This window comes from Candidatus Nitrosocosmicus sp. R (assembly GCF_054408505.1).
Genome location: NZ_CP167090.1, coordinates 1,121,691 through 1,142,292 on the forward strand (window position 1 = coordinate 1,121,691; position 20,602 = coordinate 1,142,292).

32 protein-coding genes and 1 tRNA gene are annotated in these 20,602 nt (G+C 34.4%); 23 read left to right on the forward strand and 10 right to left on the reverse strand.

Annotated elements, in window-relative coordinates:
* The first annotated feature begins 38 nt into the window (after nt 1-38).
* Nucleotides 39-257 carry a hypothetical protein gene (locus AAGU22_RS05795; protein ID WP_458721255.1) on the forward strand — a complete coding sequence of 73 codons (219 nt, stop codon included), beginning with the start codon at nt 39-41 and terminating at the stop codon, nt 255-257.
* A gap of 31 nt (nt 258-288) precedes the next feature.
* On the opposite strand, the gene AAGU22_RS05800 is transcribed toward AAGU22_RS05795, so the two are convergent.
* Nucleotides 289-597, reverse strand: a complete 309-nt coding sequence (locus tag AAGU22_RS05800; protein WP_458721256.1) for a hypothetical protein — start codon at nt 595-597, stop codon at nt 289-291.
* Nucleotides 598-666: 69 nt separating this feature from the next.
* Here AAGU22_RS05800 and purC point away from each other — a divergent pair, with 69 nt between their 5' ends.
* Entirely contained in the window at nt 667-1,530 is an 864-nt protein-coding gene (gene purC, locus AAGU22_RS05805) for a phosphoribosylaminoimidazolesuccinocarboxamide synthase (protein WP_458721257.1), read from the forward strand.
* 30 nt (nt 1,531-1,560) lie between these two features.
* On the opposite strand, the gene AAGU22_RS05810 is transcribed toward purC, so the two are convergent.
* Complete coding sequence (locus AAGU22_RS05810; protein ID WP_458721258.1) at nt 1,561-1,998, reverse strand: DUF371 domain-containing protein; 438 nt, start codon at nt 1,996-1,998, stop codon at nt 1,561-1,563.
* A gap of 74 nt (nt 1,999-2,072) precedes the next feature.
* Between AAGU22_RS05810 and psmA the strand changes: the two genes are divergently transcribed.
* The 20 genes from psmA (at nt 2,073) to AAGU22_RS05910 (ending at nt 12,486) form a co-directional block, all read left to right on the forward strand.
* Nucleotides 2,073-2,804 (forward strand): archaeal proteasome endopeptidase complex subunit alpha, encoded by a 732-nt coding sequence (gene psmA, locus AAGU22_RS05815; RefSeq protein WP_458721259.1) that lies wholly within the window; start codon nt 2,073-2,075, stop codon nt 2,802-2,804.
* Between the two features lie 89 nt (nt 2,805-2,893).
* Nucleotides 2,894-3,559 carry a peroxiredoxin family protein gene (locus AAGU22_RS05820; RefSeq protein ID WP_458721260.1) on the forward strand — a complete coding sequence of 222 codons (666 nt, stop codon included), beginning with the start codon at nt 2,894-2,896 and terminating at the stop codon, nt 3,557-3,559.
* Nucleotides 3,556-4,422, forward strand: coding sequence for a putative RNA uridine N3 methyltransferase (locus tag AAGU22_RS05825; RefSeq protein WP_458721261.1), 867 nt, complete (start codon nt 3,556-3,558; stop codon nt 4,420-4,422). The genes AAGU22_RS05820 and AAGU22_RS05825 overlap by 4 nt, the downstream gene beginning before the upstream one ends.
* Nucleotides 4,423-4,476: 54 nt before the next feature.
* Complete coding sequence (locus tag AAGU22_RS05830) at nt 4,477-5,475, forward strand: 50S ribosomal protein L3 (RefSeq protein WP_458721262.1); 999 nt, start codon at nt 4,477-4,479, stop codon at nt 5,473-5,475.
* The gene (rplD, locus tag AAGU22_RS05835) at nt 5,476-6,288 is read left to right on the forward strand and encodes a 50S ribosomal protein L4 (RefSeq protein WP_458721263.1); all 813 of its coding nucleotides are present in this window, start codon (nt 5,476-5,478) and stop codon (nt 6,286-6,288) included.
* On the forward strand, nt 6,285-6,584 hold the full coding sequence (locus AAGU22_RS05840) for a 50S ribosomal protein L23 (protein WP_458721264.1): 300 nt from the start codon (nt 6,285-6,287) through the stop codon (nt 6,582-6,584). Before rplD ends, AAGU22_RS05840 begins: the two co-directional genes overlap by 4 nt.
* 60 nt (nt 6,585-6,644) lie before the next feature.
* Nucleotides 6,645-7,052, forward strand: a complete 408-nt coding sequence (locus AAGU22_RS05845) for a 30S ribosomal protein S19 (RefSeq protein WP_144732838.1) — start codon at nt 6,645-6,647, stop codon at nt 7,050-7,052.
* Between the two features lie 5 nt (nt 7,053-7,057).
* The gene (locus AAGU22_RS05850; protein ID WP_458721265.1) at nt 7,058-7,531 is read left to right on the forward strand and encodes a 50S ribosomal protein L22; all 474 of its coding nucleotides are present in this window, start codon (nt 7,058-7,060) and stop codon (nt 7,529-7,531) included.
* Nucleotides 7,532-8,260 carry a 30S ribosomal protein S3 gene (locus AAGU22_RS05855; RefSeq protein WP_458721266.1) on the forward strand — a complete coding sequence of 243 codons (729 nt, stop codon included), beginning with the start codon at nt 7,532-7,534 and terminating at the stop codon, nt 8,258-8,260. It begins immediately after the preceding gene.
* Nucleotides 8,261-8,470: a 50S ribosomal protein L29 gene (gene rpmC / locus AAGU22_RS05860; RefSeq protein ID WP_458721267.1), complete on the forward strand. Its 210-nt coding sequence runs from the start codon at nt 8,261-8,263 to the stop codon at nt 8,468-8,470. It abuts the gene before it with no gap.
* Between the two features lie 3 nt (nt 8,471-8,473).
* Nucleotides 8,474-8,749 carry a ribonuclease P protein subunit gene (locus tag AAGU22_RS05865; RefSeq protein WP_458721268.1) on the forward strand — a complete coding sequence of 92 codons (276 nt, stop codon included), beginning with the start codon at nt 8,474-8,476 and terminating at the stop codon, nt 8,747-8,749.
* A gap of 5 nt (nt 8,750-8,754) precedes the next feature.
* Nucleotides 8,755-9,078, forward strand: coding sequence for a 30S ribosomal protein S17 (locus AAGU22_RS05870; protein WP_196815748.1), 324 nt, complete (start codon nt 8,755-8,757; stop codon nt 9,076-9,078).
* A 2-nt stretch (nt 9,079-9,080) separates the two neighbouring features.
* A complete protein-coding gene (locus AAGU22_RS05875; protein ID WP_458721269.1) occupies nt 9,081-9,515 on the forward strand; it encodes a 50S ribosomal protein L14 in 435 nt (144 codons plus the stop codon).
* A gap of 9 nt (nt 9,516-9,524) precedes the next feature.
* Nucleotides 9,525-9,893, forward strand: coding sequence for a 50S ribosomal protein L24 (rplX, locus tag AAGU22_RS05880; RefSeq protein WP_458721270.1), 369 nt, complete (start codon nt 9,525-9,527; stop codon nt 9,891-9,893).
* Between the two features lie 7 nt (nt 9,894-9,900).
* A complete protein-coding gene (locus tag AAGU22_RS05885) occupies nt 9,901-10,623 on the forward strand; it encodes a 30S ribosomal protein S4e (protein ID WP_458721271.1) in 723 nt (240 codons plus the stop codon).
* A complete protein-coding gene (locus tag AAGU22_RS05890) occupies nt 10,616-11,134 on the forward strand; it encodes a 50S ribosomal protein L5 (RefSeq protein ID WP_458721272.1) in 519 nt (172 codons plus the stop codon). Before AAGU22_RS05885 ends, AAGU22_RS05890 begins: the two co-directional genes overlap by 8 nt.
* Before the next feature lie 8 nt (nt 11,135-11,142).
* Complete coding sequence (locus AAGU22_RS05895; RefSeq protein WP_458721755.1) at nt 11,143-11,313, forward strand: 30S ribosomal protein S14; 171 nt, start codon at nt 11,143-11,145, stop codon at nt 11,311-11,313.
* A gap of 11 nt (nt 11,314-11,324) precedes the next feature.
* A complete protein-coding gene (locus tag AAGU22_RS05900) occupies nt 11,325-11,717 on the forward strand; it encodes a 30S ribosomal protein S8 (protein ID WP_144732809.1) in 393 nt (130 codons plus the stop codon).
* Nucleotides 11,707-12,249 (forward strand): 50S ribosomal protein L6, encoded by a 543-nt coding sequence (locus AAGU22_RS05905; protein ID WP_458721273.1) that lies wholly within the window; start codon nt 11,707-11,709, stop codon nt 12,247-12,249. The genes AAGU22_RS05900 and AAGU22_RS05905 overlap by 11 nt, the downstream gene beginning before the upstream one ends.
* Nucleotides 12,250-12,383: 134 nt before the next feature.
* Nucleotides 12,384-12,486: transfer RNA gene (locus tag AAGU22_RS05910), tRNA-Asn, on the forward strand.
* Nucleotides 12,487-12,497: 11 nt separating this feature from the next.
* Here the strand turns inward: AAGU22_RS05910 and AAGU22_RS05915 are convergent.
* From AAGU22_RS05915 to bioB, 7 genes are all read right to left on the reverse strand, one after another.
* On the reverse strand, nt 12,498-12,854 hold the full coding sequence (locus AAGU22_RS05915) for a hypothetical protein (RefSeq protein WP_458721274.1): 357 nt from the start codon (nt 12,852-12,854) through the stop codon (nt 12,498-12,500).
* Between the two features lie 30 nt (nt 12,855-12,884).
* Entirely contained in the window at nt 12,885-13,232 is a 348-nt protein-coding gene (locus AAGU22_RS05920) for a hypothetical protein (protein WP_458721275.1), read from the reverse strand.
* A 6-nt stretch (nt 13,233-13,238) separates the two neighbouring features.
* Nucleotides 13,239-14,336, reverse strand: a complete 1,098-nt coding sequence (locus AAGU22_RS05925; RefSeq protein WP_458721276.1) for a thiolase family protein — start codon at nt 14,334-14,336, stop codon at nt 13,239-13,241.
* Nucleotides 14,327-15,310, reverse strand: coding sequence for an LLM class flavin-dependent oxidoreductase (locus AAGU22_RS05930; protein WP_458721277.1), 984 nt, complete (start codon nt 15,308-15,310; stop codon nt 14,327-14,329). Before AAGU22_RS05930 ends, AAGU22_RS05925 begins: the two co-directional genes overlap by 10 nt.
* A 2-nt stretch (nt 15,311-15,312) precedes the next feature.
* Nucleotides 15,313-16,002: a nucleotidyltransferase family protein gene (locus AAGU22_RS05935; protein ID WP_458721278.1), complete on the reverse strand. Its 690-nt coding sequence runs from the start codon at nt 16,000-16,002 to the stop codon at nt 15,313-15,315.
* 353 nt (nt 16,003-16,355) lie between these two features.
* Nucleotides 16,356-17,447 carry an aminotransferase class I/II-fold pyridoxal phosphate-dependent enzyme gene (locus AAGU22_RS05940; RefSeq protein WP_458721279.1) on the reverse strand — a complete coding sequence of 364 codons (1,092 nt, stop codon included), beginning with the start codon at nt 17,445-17,447 and terminating at the stop codon, nt 16,356-16,358.
* On the reverse strand, nt 17,428-18,372 hold the full coding sequence (bioB, locus tag AAGU22_RS05945; RefSeq protein ID WP_458721280.1) for a biotin synthase BioB: 945 nt from the start codon (nt 18,370-18,372) through the stop codon (nt 17,428-17,430). Before bioB ends, AAGU22_RS05940 begins: the two co-directional genes overlap by 20 nt.
* A 286-nt stretch (nt 18,373-18,658) precedes the next feature.
* Between bioB and AAGU22_RS05950 the strand changes: the two genes are divergently transcribed.
* Entirely contained in the window at nt 18,659-19,258 is a 600-nt protein-coding gene (locus AAGU22_RS05950; protein WP_458721281.1) for a recombinase family protein, read from the forward strand.
* Here AAGU22_RS05950 and bioA read toward each other — a convergent pair.
* Nucleotides 19,251-20,582, reverse strand: a complete 1,332-nt coding sequence (bioA, locus tag AAGU22_RS05955) for an adenosylmethionine--8-amino-7-oxononanoate transaminase (RefSeq protein WP_458721282.1) — start codon at nt 20,580-20,582, stop codon at nt 19,251-19,253. The two genes, AAGU22_RS05950 and bioA, sit on opposite strands and share 8 nt — an antisense overlap.
* Between the last annotated feature and the right edge of the window lie 20 nt (nt 20,583-20,602).

Genomic DNA, 20,602 nt, shown 5'->3' on the forward strand with positions numbered 1-20,602 from the left:
CCAAAAATTTATGAATCTTAAAGTCCTATAAACTTGCAATGTTGAACAAAGATCAATTTTTTGATTTCTTAAAATTACATAACAACACGGAATTTTCTAAAGAAGAGATTATTAATCGCTTTGCAGAGTCTAAAAATGAGGAGCAAAATATAGACTCTCTGTTGTCTGAACTTGAGGTTGAATCTACTTATACGAACTCAAATCTGATTGCATCATGTAAAGCTGGAACCGTATACTATAAGTGGAAAAGATCTTAATACCGATATTTGATTTTTGATTTTATCGAGTTCAATAACCGTTGACTTCAATATCCTCAAATTCACTGTGGATTAAATCCAGCACTTCATAAAGCGTATTAAGGTAAACAATTTCATCAGATTTGCAATTCATACCATACGCATAATTTATTCTAGAATTCAATAAATTATTCATATTTTTTGTACAGGTATAATTCAAAAGTATTACGTAATTTCCCAGTAAATTTTTGTTAATGAACATTTTTTTACTAGTTGATTTGGATTCGATTCTAATACCTTCGTCAGAATCTAGGAACGTTAACAATTGCAAAAGGATTTTCTCAGTGGGATTAACTATCAAATAATTACAGAGTAAATTACAAACCAATCAATTTAAAACTTATAATTAACATGTGGAAAGTTTATCAAGTTGAAACTAATCAAAAAAGGCAAAGTAAAGGATATTTATGAAACCAATGACAACACATTAATTTTTTCTTTTTCTGATAGAATATCTGCCTTTGACGTTATTCTAAACGATGAAATTCCTTATAAAGGAAAAATCCTGTGTGATTTTGCGCTTTTTTGGTTTAAGATCTTGAAAGGGAAAAACCACCTTAGGAGAAGAATAGATGCCAATAAGATTGAAGTAGCAAAGCTGAACATGATTCCAATGGAGTGCGTAGTTCGATCATACTTATATGGAAGCTTATATTCTAGGTATCTTCAGGATACTATAGATATTCCTGGGAAGGAGGAATATTTTGCAGATAAGAATTTGGAATTAGCTTCAAAATTACCCGGTCTTGTGTTTGATCCGACTACTAAATCTGATCAACATGACATACCTATCACGGAAACAGAAATTATTAAAGATAAGATAGTAAGTCAAACGGAATTAGTTCAAATAAAAGAGCTATCCCTAGAGTTGTTTACGCAAGTAGATACCACCGTTTCTGCTAGCGGTTTTATTCTTTCAGATATCAAGTTTGAATTCGGAAAAGACCCAACGACAGGAGAAATAATCCTCGGAGATTCGATTGGACCTGATGAATTTCGAATTTGGAATAAAGATGATTACCAAGTTGGACAGATTCAGGATAGTTATGACAAACAAATATTAAGAGATTGGCTACAAGAAATCGGCTTCAGACAAGAAGTAGAAAAATGCAATATTACTAATACTAAACCAAATATTCCAAAGTTACCCAAGGATATAATCGAAAAAGTGTCTCAGCGGTACATTGATGCTTATGAGCGCATAACAGGAGCTACTTTTACGAGGTTGGACTAATGAAGCAAATTATTGGGTGGTCATCGTTATTTATTCTATACTTATGATTAGCAGGCCTTTTTTTGAAGGGTCTCTCAATAACTCTACCATCTTCCTAGGAACGTGTATGGCACTAACATTACAACTTAGGCACAGGGTCCGATTACAAATAAAATTGCTCCTTCTTAAAACAATATCGTGAGCATGTGTAAGGAGAAGGTTATCATTCCCAAACCCATGTATTTTGAAGGTAAACGGTTCAACAACCAAATCTATTTTTATAAAAGATTGGTTACTCCTGATCCTATTCTTGATGCCACTCGTTAGATCTGAACATGATTTGGTTGCGTTGACTCCTATAATACAATCACCACTTGGTGTCAAATTAGGATCTTTGGTGATTTCTATAGTTCGAGCATGGAGCGATCGAATATTCTTATGGCCACAAAATTGGATTTCTTCTGTTAACAACTGGCCAACTTTATTCATATTATTGGTTAAATAATCCTTTATTTTTTAATTAAGGTAACTATAAATAAAGATTTAGAAGTAATCTAGTTGATTTGTTACCAGCAGCAGCAGGTTATGATAGAGGAATTACTGTTTTCTCACCTGATGGGCGATTATATCAGGTTGAATATGCAATTGAAACCGTTAGGAGAGGCACTTTAGCTTTAGGGATTAAAAGCACAGATGGTGTAATCCTTGCAGTAGAAGAGAAAACGAGAAAATTGCAGATATCTAATGTAACTCAAAAAATATTTCAGATAGATGATCATATAGGTCTTGCCGCAGCAGGGTATATTCCAGACGCTCGTACTCAGGTTGACCACGCACGATTTTTTGCCCAGAGCAATCGCCTCATTTATGATGAAGTAGTTGACGTTGAAGGCGTTGCAAAAAACCTTGCTGATATGGCTCAACAGTATACCCAATATGCTGGAGCCAGGCCATTCGGTGTCGCATTGATATTGGCTGGTGTCGACAAGAATGGAATAGGCTTGTATCTTACTGACCCAAGTGGTACATACATCGGATACGATGCTGTGGCAATTGGTGCAGGAAGCGAACAAGTAACTGAACACTTAGAAAAGACTTATAGGAATGATATTAGTCTCGATAAAGCTTGTGTACTTGCAATTGAATCTATTTTCATGGTCAGTGAAGAAAAGACCGGCACTAAACACATTAGATTGGCTGTCATTGATTCAAAATCAAAAACTTTGCGAATGATGCCGTTAGAAGAAATAGAGAATTATTCAAAACAAGTTCAAGATAAAGAAAGTCAATCTTAACTTGTTTTGATTTATTTTTTCAAAATAGTACTTTAATTGTTTATACGACCATTTAAATAATTCTTATTTTATTGAAAAATTGATTATCAATGGCGATAGAAATTGGTTCCAAAGCACCTAATTTGCAAGTTTCTAAATGGGTACAAGGTACTCCTACAAATATAGATAAATTGGCCGGAAATGTAGTCGTTGTTGAAGTGTTTCAAGTTAATTGTCCAGGATGTTTTCTATATGGAATTCCGCAGGCAATTTCCCTGTATGAAAAATTTAAGGACAAAAATGTTAAGGTATTAGGAGTCGCAACTGCATTCGAAGATTATGACAAGAACACCCTACAAAACCTTGAAACTTTGCTCTCAGAAAATCAAGTAATTGGAGAGACATTTAGAGCACTAAAACAGCATGGTAAATTAGTTGATGAAAACAAGTTATATTACAAGATACCATTTCCAGTAGCTTTTGATAAAGTTATCAGAATGCCTGTCGAAGTTTCAGACAAGATGATTTTTGATTTTATTGAAATATATTTTTCTGATTTTTCTACATTTTCAGACAAAGATAAAACAGACCTTATTAACAAGGTACGAAATTATTTACAGAATAAGGAATTCTCGGCATTGACATTTGAGACTTATAGACTGAGGGGGACACCCTCATCTATAGTTGTAGATAAAGAAGGAATATTGAGGTATAGTTTTTTTGGATCTGAAGGTTATTTGGAAGGAGCAGTGAACGAGTTACTAAATGAACGGTGATTTATATTTCAAATTCACTGAAATTTGATGTTTCTATTCCAGATTCGTTCTTGTATGACGTTTCGACAGAAATTGATAAAACCCTAAAAATCTTTCAATTATCAAGAGCATTATCGATTTTTAGAGTCAATAACTTATTTATTTATCACGATAAATTATTGAATACGAGCAAGGATGATCTCCAATTCATGGTAACCATCCTTGAATATCTTGATACACCCCAGTATTTAAGAAGGAAAATATATCCTAAACTTGAAATATTGAAAAACGTTGGAAAGCTTCATCCAATAAGATCACATCATCATAAGGACCGTATAGAAATAAGTGACGTCAAAACTGGGGAAATTAGGGTTGGAGTTGTTGAGAAAAGAAGGGATATCTATTTTGTAGATGTTGGATTAAGATTTCCAATCAAATACGATGGAAAATTTAAGCATGATGGTAGGAAAGTAAATGTAAAGTTACTAAAGCATAAAAATTACATTAATGCGATTGATATCGAAAAAAACGAAATAACAGAAAAATACTGGGGATACAATGTAAATCAAATAAAAGAACTAAAAAATATTATGGAAAAATTTCCTGTATCAAACATTATCCTTACATCTAAATATTCAAAATACTTTAATCCTTATGAGAATGAATTTTCTAAAGTGAATAGATCTTTAAACAACAATTCAATCTTAGTCGTATTTGGATCACCAAAATTTGGATTGAATTCTATCTTGTCAAAGGAGAAAATGAACATTTCCAAGTATTATTCCTTTAACTTCTTCCCAAATCAAGGTACTCAAACAGTTAGATTAGAAGAGTCAATATACGGTGTTTTGTCTATCCTGAATATCTATTTACCTACCTTGTAGTCAGTTTATAGCGATAATAAACTTATTAATGGGATCGGAAAAATTTTTGTATCTATGGGTCACCGAAAATATAGCGCACCACGAAGAGGTAGCATCGCATTTCGACCACGGGCCAGAGCACAAAGCTTAGAAGCTAGAGTAAGAACATGGCCCGAAAATTTTAGTCGTGATAATGTTGGCTTGGTTGGATTTGCCGGTTTTAAAGTAGGTCAAATTCAGGTAATGACAATTGATGATAAGGAAAAGACTCCAAATTATGGTAAACCATTAATGAATCATTCTACAGTGATATCTTTACCGCCTTTAAAAATAGTTGGAATCCGAGGTTATTCTGAAGATGGATATGGTAAGCATGCGATATTCGATGTTTATGCTAAAGAAAGTATTAAAGATTTATCTTCAAAGTACAAAATAAAGTATTCGGAGGATGGATTAAAAAAAGCAGAAGGAATGATCGAATCTGTTAAGCATTTAAACGCTGTAGTCGCAGTTTTTCCTAATAAAATTGGGATATCACAAAAAGTTCCATTTATTTACGAAATTCCAGTATCAGGAGGCGATAATAAGATCAAGTTTGAATTCTTAAAATCTAAACTAGGTCAAGAAGTGAGAGTAACTGATGTTTTTAAGACAGGACAGAATATCGATGTTCATGGGATTACCAGGGGTAAGGGTGTTGAAGGTCCAGTTACGAGATTTGGTGTTAAAAGAAAACAACACAAATCACGAAAGAGTGTTAGAGCTGTTGGAACGTTAGGACCAATCTCACCTGCAGTGGTAATGTATACTGTGGCAAGACAAGGACAAAGAGGGTTTCACCAGCGTACCGAATATAATAAAAGAATCCTAGTAATGTCAAATTCAGATAATACTGAATTGGTAAATATTAATCCAAAAGGAGGGTTCAAACATTTTGGGTTAGTGGATGGAGATTATATGATAGTTAGAGGAACTATACCTGGAGTACCAAAGAGATTAATAAAGTTGAGACAACCAATAAGGAGCAAACAATCAAAAATAAGCGAACCCAAGGTATTGGAGGTAATTGTGTAAATGAAAACTAATCTTTTCGACTTAAAAGGTAATCAAACCGGGGATATAGATTTACCATTATTATTTAATTTTCCATATCGTCCTGAGATAATTAAAAAAGCATTCGTCAATCTGTATTCACACCGTTTCCAGAAACAGGGTAGGTATCCAGCTGCCGGGGAGATAGTAAGCGCTGAATCTAGGAATACCGGTTTAGGAATCGCTCGACTTGCAAGAGCAAAAGGTGAGGGATTTTCTCGTGCAGGACAAGCAGCCGGAGTAGCAGGTGTTAGAAAAGGCAGACTTGCACATCCACCAGAATCTTGGAAGGTCACTCATAAAAAACTGAACAAGAAGGAAAATAATATCGCTCTTCTGTCTGCTATATCGTCAACCCGTCAAAGTGAACTAGTAATCAGCAGAGGTCATTCAATAGGAAGCATAAAGTCTTTTCCTATTGTAGTAACTAACGATATTGAGAATGTGGGTAAAACCAAAAACTTGCTTGATATTCTACGCCTATTAGGTTTAGAAGAAGATATTAAAAGAGTTGAACAATCAATCAAGAAGCGTTCAGGGAAAGCCAAGAGAAGAGGCCGTCCTAATCGTATTGGCAAAAGTGCTTTGATAATTGTTGGAAATACAGAGTGTGAGTTATTGAAATTGGATAAATCTATACCGGGGATTGGTGTAAAATGTGTAAAGGATTTAAGCGTTTTAGACCTTGCTCCCGGTGCAAGACCAATAAGGTTAGTAGTGTTTTCGCAAAATGCATTAGACGAATTGAGTAACCTGAAAATTCCGAAAAATATGATCCTGGAGAACCTGACATGAATAAATTTTTGTATAATAAAAAAATTGAAATTAGTGCTGATACCGCAAGTAAAATAATTCTTGAGCCTTATGTGACCGAAAAGACATTCAATATTATAGAAAAAGAGAATAAACTTAGTTTTATCGTCCATAATAAGGCGACTAAAGGTCAAATCATTAAATCTATGAAGATAATTTATGAAGCAGAGATTAGCGAAGTAAATACTTTTAATACCATTAGAGGTAAGAAAGCAATTATGAAATTCAAGAATGTGGATGGCGCAAGACAGCTCGCAACTAATTTAGGTTTAGTGTAAAATATGGAAAATTTTGCTATAAAGACTGAATTAAAATTTAAGTTTAGGGGTATGTAAAAAATGGTACGTGAATTTAAATTCAAAGGATATTCCGGAGAACAAATCCAAAAACTATCAATTGAAACTCTCATGCCGCTCTTAAACTCAAGGCAAAGACGATCCTTGGACAAGAGGCTCTCTACCTATATGAATGACGAAAAGAGAAAATTCAGAGAAGATTTGAAATTAGCTAGGGATGGTAAACTTAAAGGTCAATTGAAAACTCATCTAAGAGATATGATTATTTTGCCAGATATGATCGGATTAACAGTTTTGGTACATAATGGAAAAGAATTTGTCTCTTACGTTATAAAGCCAGAAATGGTGGGTCATTATCTGGGCGAATACGCTATTACGAATAAACGAGTTCAACATGGAGCACCTGGTGTTGGTTCATCACGTTCAAGCTTGTATGTCCCATTGAAGTGATATAGATGCCAGAATATTCTTATTCATTTCAAAAGTATGAGAAGTCAAGACATGTAAGGGCCGCAATAAGGGACAAATCTATTTCACATAAGCATTCCAGAGAAATTGCTATAGCTATAAACAACAAGAGCATAGAAAAAGCAAGGGAGTTCCTGGAGGATGTTTTGATAAGAAAAATAGCAGTCCCGTTCCGGAGATATAACAATGAAGTAGCTCATAGGTCAAATATCCAAGATGGATTTTGCTCTGGTAGATATCCACACAAATCAACATCCGAGTTCTTGAAATTACTAGACAACCTAGAATCTAACGCAGAGTACAAGGGAATGGATTTGGATAGACTTAAAATCATTTCCGTAGTTGTACATAAGGGTACAAAATTGAAAAGATTCACTCCTAGAGCCATGGGAAGAGCAAGTCCCAAATATGATACTTTAGTTCATGTTGAAATTGTAGCCATGGAAGGCAGGTCGTCTTAATTGAATGCAATCAAAAACGTGCTAAAAAACAATTATCGTAATACAGAATTAGACGAATTTCTAAAAGAGGAATTAAAGGATGCCGGCTTTGGAGGAGCTGATATCCAAAAATCACCCCTGGGTACTAGACTAACCTTGTATGTAACAAGACCAGGACTCGTTATTGGAAGGAAGGGCAGTGGTATTAGAGATCTTACATCTAAGTTGGAGGTGAAATTCGGATTAACAAATCCACAAATTTCAGTCGTTGAGGTAGAAGTACCAGAACTAAATCCAAAAATAATGTGTAACAGGTTAGCACAACTCATTGAAAGAGGCACTGCTTTCAGGCGAGCTGCATTGTGGACAGTGAATACAATAAAGAATGCTGGGGCACTCGGCGTTGAGGTTACCATTTCTGGAAAGTTACGTAGTGAAAGAGCTCATTTTGAAAAACATTCTTCTGGGATTATTCCTAAAAGTGGCAATATGGCTGATAGAGTCGTCCGTGAAGGGATCACACATGTTCTAACAAAAATGGGAATCATGGGAATTCGACTAAAAATTGCGATAAAAAATGCTACGCCGCCAGAATTTGAACTCATCACTAATTTTAAAGATCATAACCATCAAAAAAATCAACCAGATGATAAGAATTTGTCAGATTCTACTGAAAGTAATATGCAAGAACCAAATGAAGAAAAACAGCAGAAAGAAATATTAGAAAAAAGCGGAGAGATAAATAAATAATTGTCAAGAAATAAAACCAAAACATTAAGACAATTTAACGACGATGATCTTAAGGATAAATTAAGTGATTTGAAGGTCGATTTGGCTAAGCTTCGCTCTGAGTCAATTAAAGGGACTTTAAAGAAAGAAGCTGGAGTTATTAGATGGAAGAGAAGGGACATTGCGAGAATCCTTACCTTGATGAATGAAAGAACTGGGGTTAAGAAATAGAAAATGCAGACAGGAAATTTAATACATTTTAATGAGTGTCTTGGTAGATTTGTTAATATTATTAAATCTAGTAATATAAGGAATTCGAACAGATCTGGAATTATTGTAAACGAAACGAAGAACATGTTATATTTGATTAACGGGAAGACTAAAAACGTCATAAAGATTCCAAAAAATGAAATCTGTGAATATGAAATTTGTCATTCTAGTGGAACTTATACACTTGATGGCAAGCGATTATTAGGCAGACCCGAGGAACTAGCTAACATACTAAAGTGATTATCATGGCTAAGAATATTGGTATCCAAGTAAAAGCTCCGAAGAAAACATGTACTAACAGATATTGTCCTTTTTGTGGTTCCCTGTCACTAAGAGGAAAATTGATAGTAGGGACTGTAGTTAGTCATAAAGGGAAAAACATGGTTGTAGTAGAGCGAGAATATTCCAGATTTGTAGACAAGTATAAAAGATATGAGAGAAGCAAATCCAAAATTCATGCTTTCATCTCTGACTGCATGGATGTGTCTGATGGAAACAAAGTTAAAATTGCAGAATGTCGACCTTTGTCGAAGACCATTTCATTTGCTGTAGTGGAGGTAAGTGAATAATCTTGTCAACTAAATCAAGAGCCGTATCTTCGAGAGGAGTAGAAGAATTTAGGCCGTATGTTACAAGAGCACTTCCAATCATGGCAAATCTTGTCTGTGCAGACAATACCGGTGCAAAAATACTACAAATTGCTCAAGTTACAAGATACAAGGGAAGGCATTCGAGACTACCTGCAGCCGCAGTTGGTGATTTCGTTACAGTTACTGTAAAAAAAGGGCCAGCCGAACTCAGAAAACAAATTTTTGGGGCCGTCATAGTCAGACAGAAATATCCAATCCGGAGGCTGAATGGTGTCCGAGTATCTTTTGAAGATAATGCTGCGGTTTTGGTTACAACAGAAGGCGAAATTAAAGGAACAGACTTGAAGGGGCCAGTAGCTGCAGAAGCTGCTGAAAAGTGGCCTAGAATTGCTAATTTAGCATCCATGATTATCTAAGTGAAAAAAATGAAAAGAAAATCAAATAATATATGTTCGAATTTATCCAACAACCTGAAGAAGGAGTATAATACCAAGAGTTTGAGAATAGTAAAAGGCGATTCAGTCAAAATCATGCGAGGCGAATATAAGGGAGTAGAAGGAAAAGTAGAGAAACTAAATACTGTGAAAGGAAGATTAAGTATAGAAGGTGTTCAAAGGGAAAAAATCAAAGGCGGTCAAGTTAAAGTTCAGATTCATGCCTCCAATGTACGTATAACCTCATTACATCTAGATGATAAATATCGAAAGAATAAGATAGGAAATCAGGAACAAATTAATAAATCGTCAAGAAAACAAACAGTGAATACACCTGAAAAAAATGAGGAAAAAAAGTGAAAATTAAATGGTAAAAAAAAGTGGTAGTACAAAATTAAAAAGACAAATGGCGCCTAAATTCTGGGATATTAAGCGTAAAGAATCCCCTTTCATTCTGGCACCTAAACCTGGTCCTTATTCAAAGACAAAATGCTATTCGATCGGGGTATTGATTCGCGATGTTTTGCATTTGTGTTCAAATCTGACTGAAGCTAAGAGAATACTAAATTCTGGACAAATCAAAGTGGATGGTAAAATAAGAAGAGATGGGCGTTTTGGTGTAGGAATCATGGATGTTGTGGAGATAGTACCGAGTGGTATGGCTTATAGAATGGTGCCTAAGGGTTCAAAATTACTAGTCCCAGCTCAAACAACAGAAAAAACAATAAAATTGTTAAAAATCACTAGTAAGGTGAGTTATCGAGGAAGCAAGATCCAATATGGTTTTCACGATGGTAAAACCTTGATATCGGATAATAAGGATATGAATGTTGGCGATTCCTGTTTGGTAACGATTCCTATAATAAATATAGAACAACACATTAAATTCGAGAATGGATGTAATATTCTTGTAGTTCAGGGGGAAAATGCTGGCAAAATTGGAAAGGTAGAAGAGATCAAGGACGGTATGTTTTCGTTACCTAAGAGAGTAGTGTTGACACTAGATGAAAAAACCGTGGAATTGCCTGTGGACATAGTAATGCCTGTCGGTGTTGAAAAACCAGTATTAGAGGTGTTAGTTAATGAGTGAAAATAAGATAAACCCAATGAAAGAAATTCATGTATCTAAGGTGGTAATTAATATTGGAGTAGGCAAATCGGGAGATCCTGTTGAGAAAGCCAAGAATGCTTTATCTGAGCTAACCGGAAAAACTCCAAGTGTGAGGGGTGCGAAAAAAAGCGTCAGAGACTTTGGCATCCACAAAGGTGAGCCTATAGGCGCAATGGTTACCATGAGAAGAACAGATGCCACAAACTTTTTAAGACGAATAATGGAATCAAAGGGGAATGTGATAAAGAATTCATCATTTGATAATAATGGTAACATATCATTTGGAATCCATGAACATATTGACATTCCTGGTACAAAATATAATCCTGATATTGGTATATTTGGAATGGATGTATGTGCCGCATTAATGAGGCCCGGCTACAGAATTTCAAAAAGGAGAAACCCCAGTAAAATTGGCAAGAATCACAAAATTACAAAAGATGAGTCCATTGAATTCTTTAAGACTCAATTCGGAGTTGAAGTCAATTGAAAATTAAAATTAGAGATTACGCCCTCACCGGAAGGAAGAAGTTGGCCCATGGCAAGGGTACTCGATGGTGTAAAAGATGTGGATCCTTTAGTGGCATGATCTGTTCTTATGATCTTATGTTATGCCGAAGATGTTTTAGAGAGGTTGCCTTTGCTCTGGGGTTCAGGAAATACGAATAGGTGATTATTGAATGCCAGCATTAAATATTTTATCTAATCTATTTACTACTTTGTATAATAACGAAATGCGAAGAAAGCGAGAATGCATAGTATTACCCGCGTCAAAATTCTCAAGCGAAGTTTTGAGGGTGATGCAAAAGCAACGATATATTGGAGAATTCGAACAAGTCGATGACGGGAGATTGGGTAAGTTTAGAATACAACTGTTAGCGAAAATTAATAAGTGTGGGATCATTACTCCTAGGTTTAGTGTAAAGAAGGATCGATACTTAGATTGGGAACGTCAGTTTCTTCCATCATATAATATGGGTATATTAATAGTATCCACCAGTAAAGGAATTATGTCTCACCATGATGCCCAAAATGAAGGTTTAGGAGGTGCACTAATAGGTTATGTCTACTAAACCCGAATTTTACACAAATGAGATCGTTATTCCAGATGGCGTATCGGTGAATAAGGATCAGAACTTAATTACAGCAAACGGCTCAAATGGAAAAGTTCAAAAGGATTTTACTAAAATTCCGGCATTAATAGAAATTAGCGAAGGAAAAATTACAATAAGATCTTACGGAAATAGAAAAAGCGATTTTGCACTGGTCAATACTGTGCATAGTCTCATTCGAAATATGATAAAGGGTTCTACAACTGGATTCACATATAAATTAAAAATAGTGTTTGCACACTTTCCCATATCCGTCAAGATTAAGGGACAACAGGTTTTTATCGAAAACTTTTTTGGAGAACGTTCAGCTAGAATATCAAAGATACTTGGAAAGGATACTAAGGTTACTGTGCATGGTGATGATATTTTGATTACCGGACCAAATATTGAACATGTATCCCAAACAGCTGCAAATATAGAATCATCTACAAAGATAAAAAATAAAGACTCTAGGGTGTTTCTTGATGGGGTATACATATACTTCAAAGACTAAATACTTATGAAAAAGTAATCTATTTAATATTTTTAGATTTAATTACATTTGAGCATAACGTTTAGTTCTTGCCTAGGACATTAAAGTAGTAAACATAACATTTATTTATTCTTTACATTTTTTATTAGCATAGTGCCGCTGTAGCTCAGCTTGGTAGAGCAAATTCATGATGGATGCATTATGAAGCTTAACTGGCTGTTAACCAGTAGGTCATCAGTCCGAGTCTGATCAGCGGCGCTTTGATTAAATTAGAACGAAACTATGTCTAACGCTATTGCATCGGATAATAAATAAATGTGTCTGCTACCCGAAACAAAATTATTTTTTATATCTATCCTGGGAACCCACCTATTTGAAGAAGTAAATAGTCTTTCTTTCTTCATTCTATTTTCAAGTGCTTCTATATCAAGTTCTATCTCTTCTATCTCTTCAGTTTCCAGATTTTGAATTATCAATAAAATTTTTTTAATTAATACCCTGTCCCCATTTTTAGAGAAGTCGCGAAGTCTTTCGTCTTCTTCAATGATTTTTATTTTAATCTGTTTTCGGTTTAATGCGTCTCTACTCATAAGCATTCTGTCGCTCAGATATCCTTCATAACCCATTGAGAATCATTGTACATATGTTGTTAATAATTATTTTAATCTTTTAATTTTGGAGAATTCCAAATCTAACTTGTTATCTTTAATACCTACTTGGGAAATCCTTATTGTATCTTCAGGTAATACATTTTTATCAACGCTTCCAATTATTCTTATACCTGAAAATTCACCTATACCATAATATCCTTTTATGTCTGGAAGATTAGAAAATGATTTTTCTAGTAGGACACCCTTTCTATTGATTTTCTTAAATCCAGTTTTCTTGAAACAGGTATTGCAATAACGATTTGGCGGCCAGAAATGAATTTTACAACTAAAGCAATATGTGGTAATTAACGTGCCTTTAGCAGCGCTTTTAATAATGAATTCTAATAACTTCATCTTGCGCTACTTTTGTAATATTATCACAGTAGTGGACGTACCTGCAGCAGCCATATTGTGAACTAGACCTCTCTTACAACCTTTTTTTTGTCTTAAACCTGCTTTTCCTTGTAATTGAAGTACTATTTCGTTGGTCTGATCAATCCCAGTGGCGCCAATGGGATGACCGCATCCAAGTAACCCTCCTCTCACATTTGTGTAGGGTGCGCTTTCTTGTATGAATTTTCTGCCCTGACCCTTTTTCACAAATCCAATATCCTCATAGGCTAAGAGTTCTAAAATAGTAAATGCATCATGTATCTCTACGATATCAATGTTTTTAGGTCCCAACATCGATTGTTCAAAGGCATCTCTTGCTGCTATTCTCGTTGATAATATGGAATCAAGATCATTTGAAATGGATCCAAAGCTAGCACCTTGGTTATCCTGGGATATAGCCTTGATCCAAACGGGTACTTCAGTTCTCTTTGCCATTGTATCTGACAAAACAAGTATTGACGACGATCCCTCGCAAGGATAACAACAGTCGAACTTTTTTAATGGTTCTACTAACATTTTTGAATTTATTATTGATGAGTAAGTAAAGTGTTTGTCATAGAAAAATGCATTTACGTTCTTGTTAGCACTGGCATGATTTTTCAAAGAAATAATTGCTAAATCTTCTTCAGTGGTTCCGTACTTTCGAAAATGATTTTGGGCATATAGTGAAGCCCAGTGAATTGGCATGTCATATTGTCCCCTTGAGCTATCCCATGTTAGTTTGTTACCTTGACTGTTCTGCTTTTCTGCTCCTGTTACTAATACTGCTTTGCATAGCCCAGATTTTATCAACGAGTAGGCAAGCATAATACCACTGGTACCTGAATTACATAAATTTTCGACCTTGGTAGAAAATTTTGGTTTGATTCCTATCATTTCTGATATTATATTGCCTAAGTATGATTCGTTAGAGCTACTTGATACAATTAGACCATCTATTTCAGCCTTTTGAATTTTCGTTTTCCCAAGTAATTCTATTATGGATTTACTAGCTAATTCAGCTAGTGTAAAGTCTGAAGGCTTGGTAAATTTTTGAGTACTTGAAGAATCAATTGCTATTTCCATAACTCAGTAAAATCCTTGTAGTTAAAATTACCGTTATTATCTTTTACAGGATTCATTTGTAAGATTGGTAAATCGATACCGATTTTTTTCCAGCGTTTGATTTGACTATTGCAATCATTTATAGAACCTGTAATGACAAAATCATTAAGCATCTCATCCGTAATGTTCCTCATTGACTCTGTTAGACCATATTTGTTGTAATCATTATAGATCCTTTCAACTATTGGCTTGTATTTTGTTTTAACCAATGATTCATAGTAGATTCTGCCCACTGATATATAAAAGGCCAAAGTTCTAGCAGCTCTGAGAGATGCCAGACTAGGATCTTTATTACTAACGGAGGTTATAATTACAAACGCCTTCATAAATTCTCGATTTTGATCTTTAAATTTGATGTTATCAATCGCCATTTTTAATTCATCTTTTGGTTTTAGGTAAAGGATGATTCCATCTGCATACTTTGTAGCTATGTTAATCATTCCTGGATTTACAGCAGCAACATAAATAGGAATATCATCCCTAGAGTGTTCAAGCAACTTAAAATTCTTTATGTTTACAGTCTGTCCATGATAGGTAACATATTTCGATTTTAACAACAGTTTTATCGATTGAACATATTCTTTCATTCTGATTAATGGTTTTTCAAATTTAATCCCATGAAGGTTCTCTACTAATACAGAGGTGCTGGTACCAAGGCCCAATATGACACGTCTATTCGAGAGAGTATCCAGCGTTATTCCGCCCATCCCAATAGTTGCTGGGGATCTAGAATAGATGTTTACAATGGATGTCCCTATTTTCACTCTGTTTGTAACCTGGGATATGGCCCCAAGAGTTGAGAAAACTTCCTTCCCCCAAGACTCTGGAGCCCAGATGGAATGAATGTTTTCATTTTTGTCAACGATTGAAGCAAATTCGAGGATTTCTTTTAACTCTAATAATGATCCAATACTATATCCTATTTTTTCCTTCATATTTATTTTGAATTTATCCTTGATAGTTCTTTGGATGATTCTTCGATGTCCTTGTGGGAATCAATCGATTTCCAAAATGATTTTTCAAATTTTTTTGCTTTTAATTTTTGTTCGTTTGCCATGGCAGGCAGTGCTGTTGTTTCAATGTTTCCTTTATCAGGTAAGAAGTCAAAAATTTCTTGATTAAAAAAATAGATACCTGCGTTGATCCATTTATCGATTATATCCGGTTTTTCCTTAAATCCAGTCACAAATTGCTGATCATTAAAATCTACAATCCCATAGGGGCTTTTTAGCGGAACAACTGCAATAGAGTTATAATCGTTCTTATAAGATAAGGTGTTAAAATCTATATTAGTTAATATGTCGCCATTAATCATAAAGAAGCCATTTTTTTCATCCTTTAGGAGAGATCGAGTGTTTTTCAGCGCGCCACCGGTCCCTAATGGTTCTTCTTCTACCATATAAGCAACTTTAACCTTAAATTTGTTTCCACTTGCAACATGATTTATGATTTGTTCTTTCAAATAGCCAACGCAAATGATAATTTCTGTTATATTATTCTTAGATAATAGCTTTATTTGCCATTCTATAATGGGCTTCCCTAGAATTTCTATCATCGGTTTGGGGCGGTTATCTGTGATCGGTTTAAGCCTCTTTCCAAATCCTCCCGCTAATATTACTCCTTTCAAAACAAACTAACTGATTTGATTTAAAATATATTTTTTCCTATTTACGACTCGAAAAAGGTTACCTATAATAGGAATTTATATCTTATTCGTTCTTTTATAAATACATTATATCATAATAATAGTGTTATTACTATGATAATAGTGTTATTACTATGATAATAGTGTTATTACTATGATAATAGTGTTATTACTATGATAATAGTGTTATTAACAAAAAGACAATATTTCATAATTCGAATTATGAAATAACATTGAAAAAAATTTAATCTCTAATTAATTTGGCAATATGATTTAAAAGTTCACAGATTTGTTCTTGGGTATGATTAGTATTTAGTGATATCCTCAATCGTGCTTCATTTCTCTTTACAGTAGGATATCGGATTGCTTGTACAAAGAAATTCTGTCTTAATAGTTTTTTCGAGATCTTCCAAAGCTTTTTTTTCAGACCCAATTAAAAGTGGAATTATGGGACTTCTTTCGACTTTACGAATGATAATTTTTTGCTCATTTGCTATTTTGTAGAAATAATCAATATTTCTGTACAACTTTGGCTGGAGATCCCCTCTCTTTGCTAATTGTATTGACATTATAGCTATTTCGGCCAAGTAATCCGGAAGTGCAGAGGTAAAGATAAATGATCTGGATTTATTAATTAAATATTCTCTTACTAACTTCGAACAGCTAACATAGCCTCCGAAACAACCAAGTCCTTTGCTCAGACTACTAACATGGATATCTACCGACTTGTTAACCCCAAAGTAGCTTGGGGTTCCGCTACAATCCGTTAACTTGCTATTACCTATAATAAAATCTCCATGTGAGTCGTCCACTATTAGTAAACAATTATTTTTATTTGAAATGCGCACAATTTCAACTAAGTCGGCCATATCACCATTCATGCTAAAAATTCCTTCAGTTATTATTATTTTTCGTTTGTTACCATGTTTTTTTATATTCTTTTCTAATTCAATCATATTATTATGAGGAAATGGATAAATTTTGCTTGGGGACATCTTGCATCCATCTATTATGCTTGCATGATTCAATTCATCACTAAAAATAATGGTCTCTCTATCAGAAATACATCCGAGAACCCCTAAATTGGCCATGAATCCTGTTGGAAAGAGCAATGATGAGGCAGTTTTCCTATGCTTTGAGAGATCTTTCTCCAGTTTTTCTAAACTTTCTGTATTTCCACTAATTAATCTCGAACTACATTGTGATATTCTTGAAGTATGCAGGTTCTTTAACTTTCTTATTAAAAATGTGTTCTTAGATAATCCCAAATAGTCATTAGATGAAAAATTAATTACGGTAGATGCATTTGTTCCTTTTCCTGATTCTGAGATTTTTTCAATAGTTCGGAGCTCTCTGTATAGATCCTCCTTACGTAATTCTCGTAACTTCTCTTGAAAATAATGTGAATTACTTTTGCCTGAGTCCAATCTCTTTTAACATTCTAATATCCTCAAGAGGTTTATTTCCTTTTGTGGTCAAGTATCCTCCACTAATAATTCCATTAGCGCCTGCTTTTAGGACTTTTTTATCATTCTTTTTAAGATGAACTTCTCTCCCCCCTGCAATTTTTAGGATTGTTCTAGGCATTAGAAAGCGATAAGTTGCAATTGTCCTAATTATTTCCTCTTCAGAAATTGAAAATTTGTTAAAGAGTGGAGTGCCCTCTCTACCAATTAACATGTTTATAGGTACTTCGTCAGGATTCAAAGATTGTAAAGAAATACCCAATTCTATCCTTTGTTCAATGGTTTCTCCCATGCCGATGATTCCACCACTACACAACTCCAATCCAACTTCTTTGACAATTTTAGCAGTGTTGATTCTATCTTCGTAAGTATGGGTAGTACAAATCTTATCAAACATGCTCTTGGACGTTTCTAAATTATGATTGTATCTTTTAACTCCTAACTTCTTTAATATTTCAGCTCTTTTTCTAGTCATAAAACCTAAAGATGTATTAACATCTATGTCGAGCCTTTCCTTTAGCAACTTTATAGTATTGCATATTTGGATAAAGTCCTGTTCTGGGGGAGCTCTATAAGCACAAACTATACAAAAACTATTCGCCCCATTATCCTTTGCTGCCTCTGCCTGTGCCAAAATCAACTCTGGGGCTAATAGTGGATATTTTTCAATTTTGGTGGTATTAAACGTTGATTGTGAACAAAAAGAACAATCTTCTGGACATCTACCAGATTTTGCATTAACTAAGGTTTCGACATCAACTTTGTCACCCCCGAATTTCAACGTAATTTGATTTGCACAATCAGCGAGGAAATCAAGATCAGCAGAATTAATTAATTCCAATGCTTCCTGAAAATTAACTTCTTTATCTGAGAAAACGTCAATCATTTTTTGGTGGATGAAGTCCCTAGTCAAATTACTCATTTGATAATTCTATTTCTATAAAGACTTACTTATATTAGTATTTAAGTTTACCCTAAATGACTAGTCAAAAGCGGAATTCGTCTGAACTGTAATAATATTAATTCGTCTGAAAAAGGACCGATTTTCATACCGTCTTAGAAATAGACCGTTTTTTTTACTCCAAATTATTGAATTTTGGTTCAATTTTTTTTTATATCTGCTCGTACTAATTTGACTACCTTTTTTTTACTCTCAAATTTGAAAAGTCGTTATGAAATATGCGTTTGCTTACTTGAGAGTGAGTACGGAAGAACAAACAGTCTTAAATCAAAAGTTGGCAATGCAAGGGTGGGCTCAGTCACATGATTTTCAGATCTTGGATTATTTCGAAGACTCTTCAATTAGCGGAAAAACAGCGGCAATTGGCCGAAAGGGATTCCAAGAACTTTTAAAAATAGTAGCAATAGAATCTGTCGATGCAGTTTTGGTGTATGAACTTTCGAGGGTGGGTCGCACTTTTTGGGATACCCTTGAAGCTATTAAAGCTATCGAACAGTATTCACCATTAATTTCCTGCTCTCCACGGGAAATTTTTCTTCAAACAACTGAACCAAGTATCAGAAAGCTTATGCTTGGCATACTGACATGGGTCGCAGAACGAGAAAGAGAGTTGTTAGTTCAAAGAACTAAAGACGGCATTATTAGAGCTAAATCAGTGGGAAAACAAATAGGAAGACCTAGAAAAGTACTGAACACTGCTGACTTAATTAGTCACCTTTCTCAAAATAAATCTAAATTAAGAATTGCGAAGGATTTAGGAATTTCAAAAGCAACCTTGTACAAAAATCTAAGAAATCTTGCTCCTAGCTAACAATTCTTTTATTAATATCTAAAACAATCTCTAGTTGGGTGTCCATTATCTTATTTAGAGAATGTGAGTCTATGGCTAAAGGAGGAATTACAATAATGGTATTTCCAAGAGACCTGAGTAGGACACCTCTTTTGAGTGATTCTTTTATCACAAAATAGTTAATGGGTATGTTATCCACCATAGTAATGGGTTTACCATTGAATGCAAGATCAAATCCTGCCAGCAATCCTTTCGCTCTAACATTTTTTACAATTGGAATAAATTGAAATTCTTGTAACCTCTTCTTAAGTTGCTTGCTATTTGATCTAATCTTATCAAGCAGATGATTCTCTTTGTACATTTTTATATTTTCAAGAACTGCTGTGCAGCCAATTGGGTGTCCAGCATAAGTGTGACCGTGAAATAAGTGTTTTCGATCTCCCAAATCCCCAGAAAATTCTTGGAATATTTTTTTGGATGTTAATGTAAGGGCTAATGGAAAATAACCCCCTGTGATTGCTTTGCCAAAACATGCAATGTCCGGAACGCTTCTTTGGGGTATGTATTCGATCATATTTCCGAGTCGTCCAAACCCGGTCGCGATTTCGTCTAAAATCAATAAAATGTTATGTTTTTTGCACATTTCATTAATTTTCTTTTGATAACCCGTTGGATAAATATTAACCCCTCCAGCCAATTGGGCACCACTTTCCATTATTAGTGCTGCAGTTTTATCCGCATTTTTCTCAATTATCTTTTCTGTTTTTTCTAGCAAAAGATTTAAATTTTCTAAATTAACTATCCCATCTAGGGTTACCTTTTTAGGACTCGGGATTACATGACATTTAAATAACAACCTTTTGTAACTCTTAAAGTATTTGTCAACATAACCTACTGACATCGCACCAATAGTGTCGCCGTGATAACCATCAGCTATTGACATAAATGAAGTTTTCTTCAAATTACCTTGATTATTCCAGTATTGTATAGCAATCTTTAGTGCGGCTTCTATAGCCGAGGAACCGTTATCCGTGAAAAATACTTTGTTCAGGCCTCTAGCTAGTTTTAAGAATTCATTCGATAGCTCAATTGATTTATCATTTCCTATTCCAAAAATAGTTGTGTGAGGTATCTGTTTAATCTGATTGATCATTGCTTTTGTAATTCGATTACTGCTAAATCCCCAAACATTGCACCACATATTAGATATTCCATCTAGATATCTGTTACCTTCGCTATCACAAAAATAAAAACCACTGCCAGATCTAATAATTCTCCTATTTAGATATTTGGTATAATCATGCATTTGTGTATAAGGATACCAAATGTTGTCACTCTTTGACAAATATAGTTTACCTATTCTTG

Coding starts and splice junctions, on each gene's coding strand:
- AAGU22_RS05795 (WP_458721255.1), top strand. CDS start 39: ATGTTGAACAAAGATCAATTTTTTGATTTCTTAAAATTACATAACAAC.
- AAGU22_RS05810 (WP_458721258.1), bottom strand. CDS start 1,998: ATGAATAAAGTTGGCCAGTTGTTAACAGAAGAAATCCAATTTTGTGGC.
- AAGU22_RS05820 (WP_458721260.1), top strand. CDS start 2,894: ATGGCGATAGAAATTGGTTCCAAAGCACCTAATTTGCAAGTTTCTAAA.
- AAGU22_RS05830 (WP_458721262.1), top strand. CDS start 4,477: ATGGGTCACCGAAAATATAGCGCACCACGAAGAGGTAGCATCGCATTT.
- rplD (WP_458721263.1), top strand. CDS start 5,476: ATGAAAACTAATCTTTTCGACTTAAAAGGTAATCAAACCGGGGATATA.
- AAGU22_RS05840 (WP_458721264.1), top strand. CDS start 6,285: ATGAATAAATTTTTGTATAATAAAAAAATTGAAATTAGTGCTGATACC.
- AAGU22_RS05845 (WP_144732838.1), top strand. CDS start 6,645: ATGGTACGTGAATTTAAATTCAAAGGATATTCCGGAGAACAAATCCAA.
- AAGU22_RS05850 (WP_458721265.1), top strand. CDS start 7,058: ATGCCAGAATATTCTTATTCATTTCAAAAGTATGAGAAGTCAAGACAT.
- AAGU22_RS05865 (WP_458721268.1), top strand. CDS start 8,474: ATGCAGACAGGAAATTTAATACATTTTAATGAGTGTCTTGGTAGATTT.
- AAGU22_RS05870 (WP_196815748.1), top strand. CDS start 8,755: ATGGCTAAGAATATTGGTATCCAAGTAAAAGCTCCGAAGAAAACATGT.
- rplX (WP_458721270.1), top strand. CDS start 9,525: ATGAAAAGAAAATCAAATAATATATGTTCGAATTTATCCAACAACCTG.
- AAGU22_RS05885 (WP_458721271.1), top strand. CDS start 9,901: ATGGTAAAAAAAAGTGGTAGTACAAAATTAAAAAGACAAATGGCGCCT.
- AAGU22_RS05890 (WP_458721272.1), top strand. CDS start 10,616: ATGAGTGAAAATAAGATAAACCCAATGAAAGAAATTCATGTATCTAAG.
- AAGU22_RS05900 (WP_144732809.1), top strand. CDS start 11,325: ATGCCAGCATTAAATATTTTATCTAATCTATTTACTACTTTGTATAAT.
- AAGU22_RS05905 (WP_458721273.1), top strand. CDS start 11,707: ATGTCTACTAAACCCGAATTTTACACAAATGAGATCGTTATTCCAGAT.
- AAGU22_RS05915 (WP_458721274.1), bottom strand. CDS start 12,854: ATGGGTTATGAAGGATATCTGAGCGACAGAATGCTTATGAGTAGAGAC.
- AAGU22_RS05920 (WP_458721275.1), bottom strand. CDS start 13,232: ATGAAGTTATTAGAATTCATTATTAAAAGCGCTGCTAAAGGCACGTTA.
- AAGU22_RS05925 (WP_458721276.1), bottom strand. CDS start 14,336: ATGGAAATAGCAATTGATTCTTCAAGTACTCAAAAATTTACCAAGCCT.
- AAGU22_RS05930 (WP_458721277.1), bottom strand. CDS start 15,310: ATGAAGGAAAAAATAGGATATAGTATTGGATCATTATTAGAGTTAAAA.
- bioB (WP_458721280.1), bottom strand. CDS start 18,372: ATGATTGACGTTTTCTCAGATAAAGAAGTTAATTTTCAGGAAGCATTG.
- AAGU22_RS05950 (WP_458721281.1), top strand. CDS start 18,659: ATGAAATATGCGTTTGCTTACTTGAGAGTGAGTACGGAAGAACAAACA.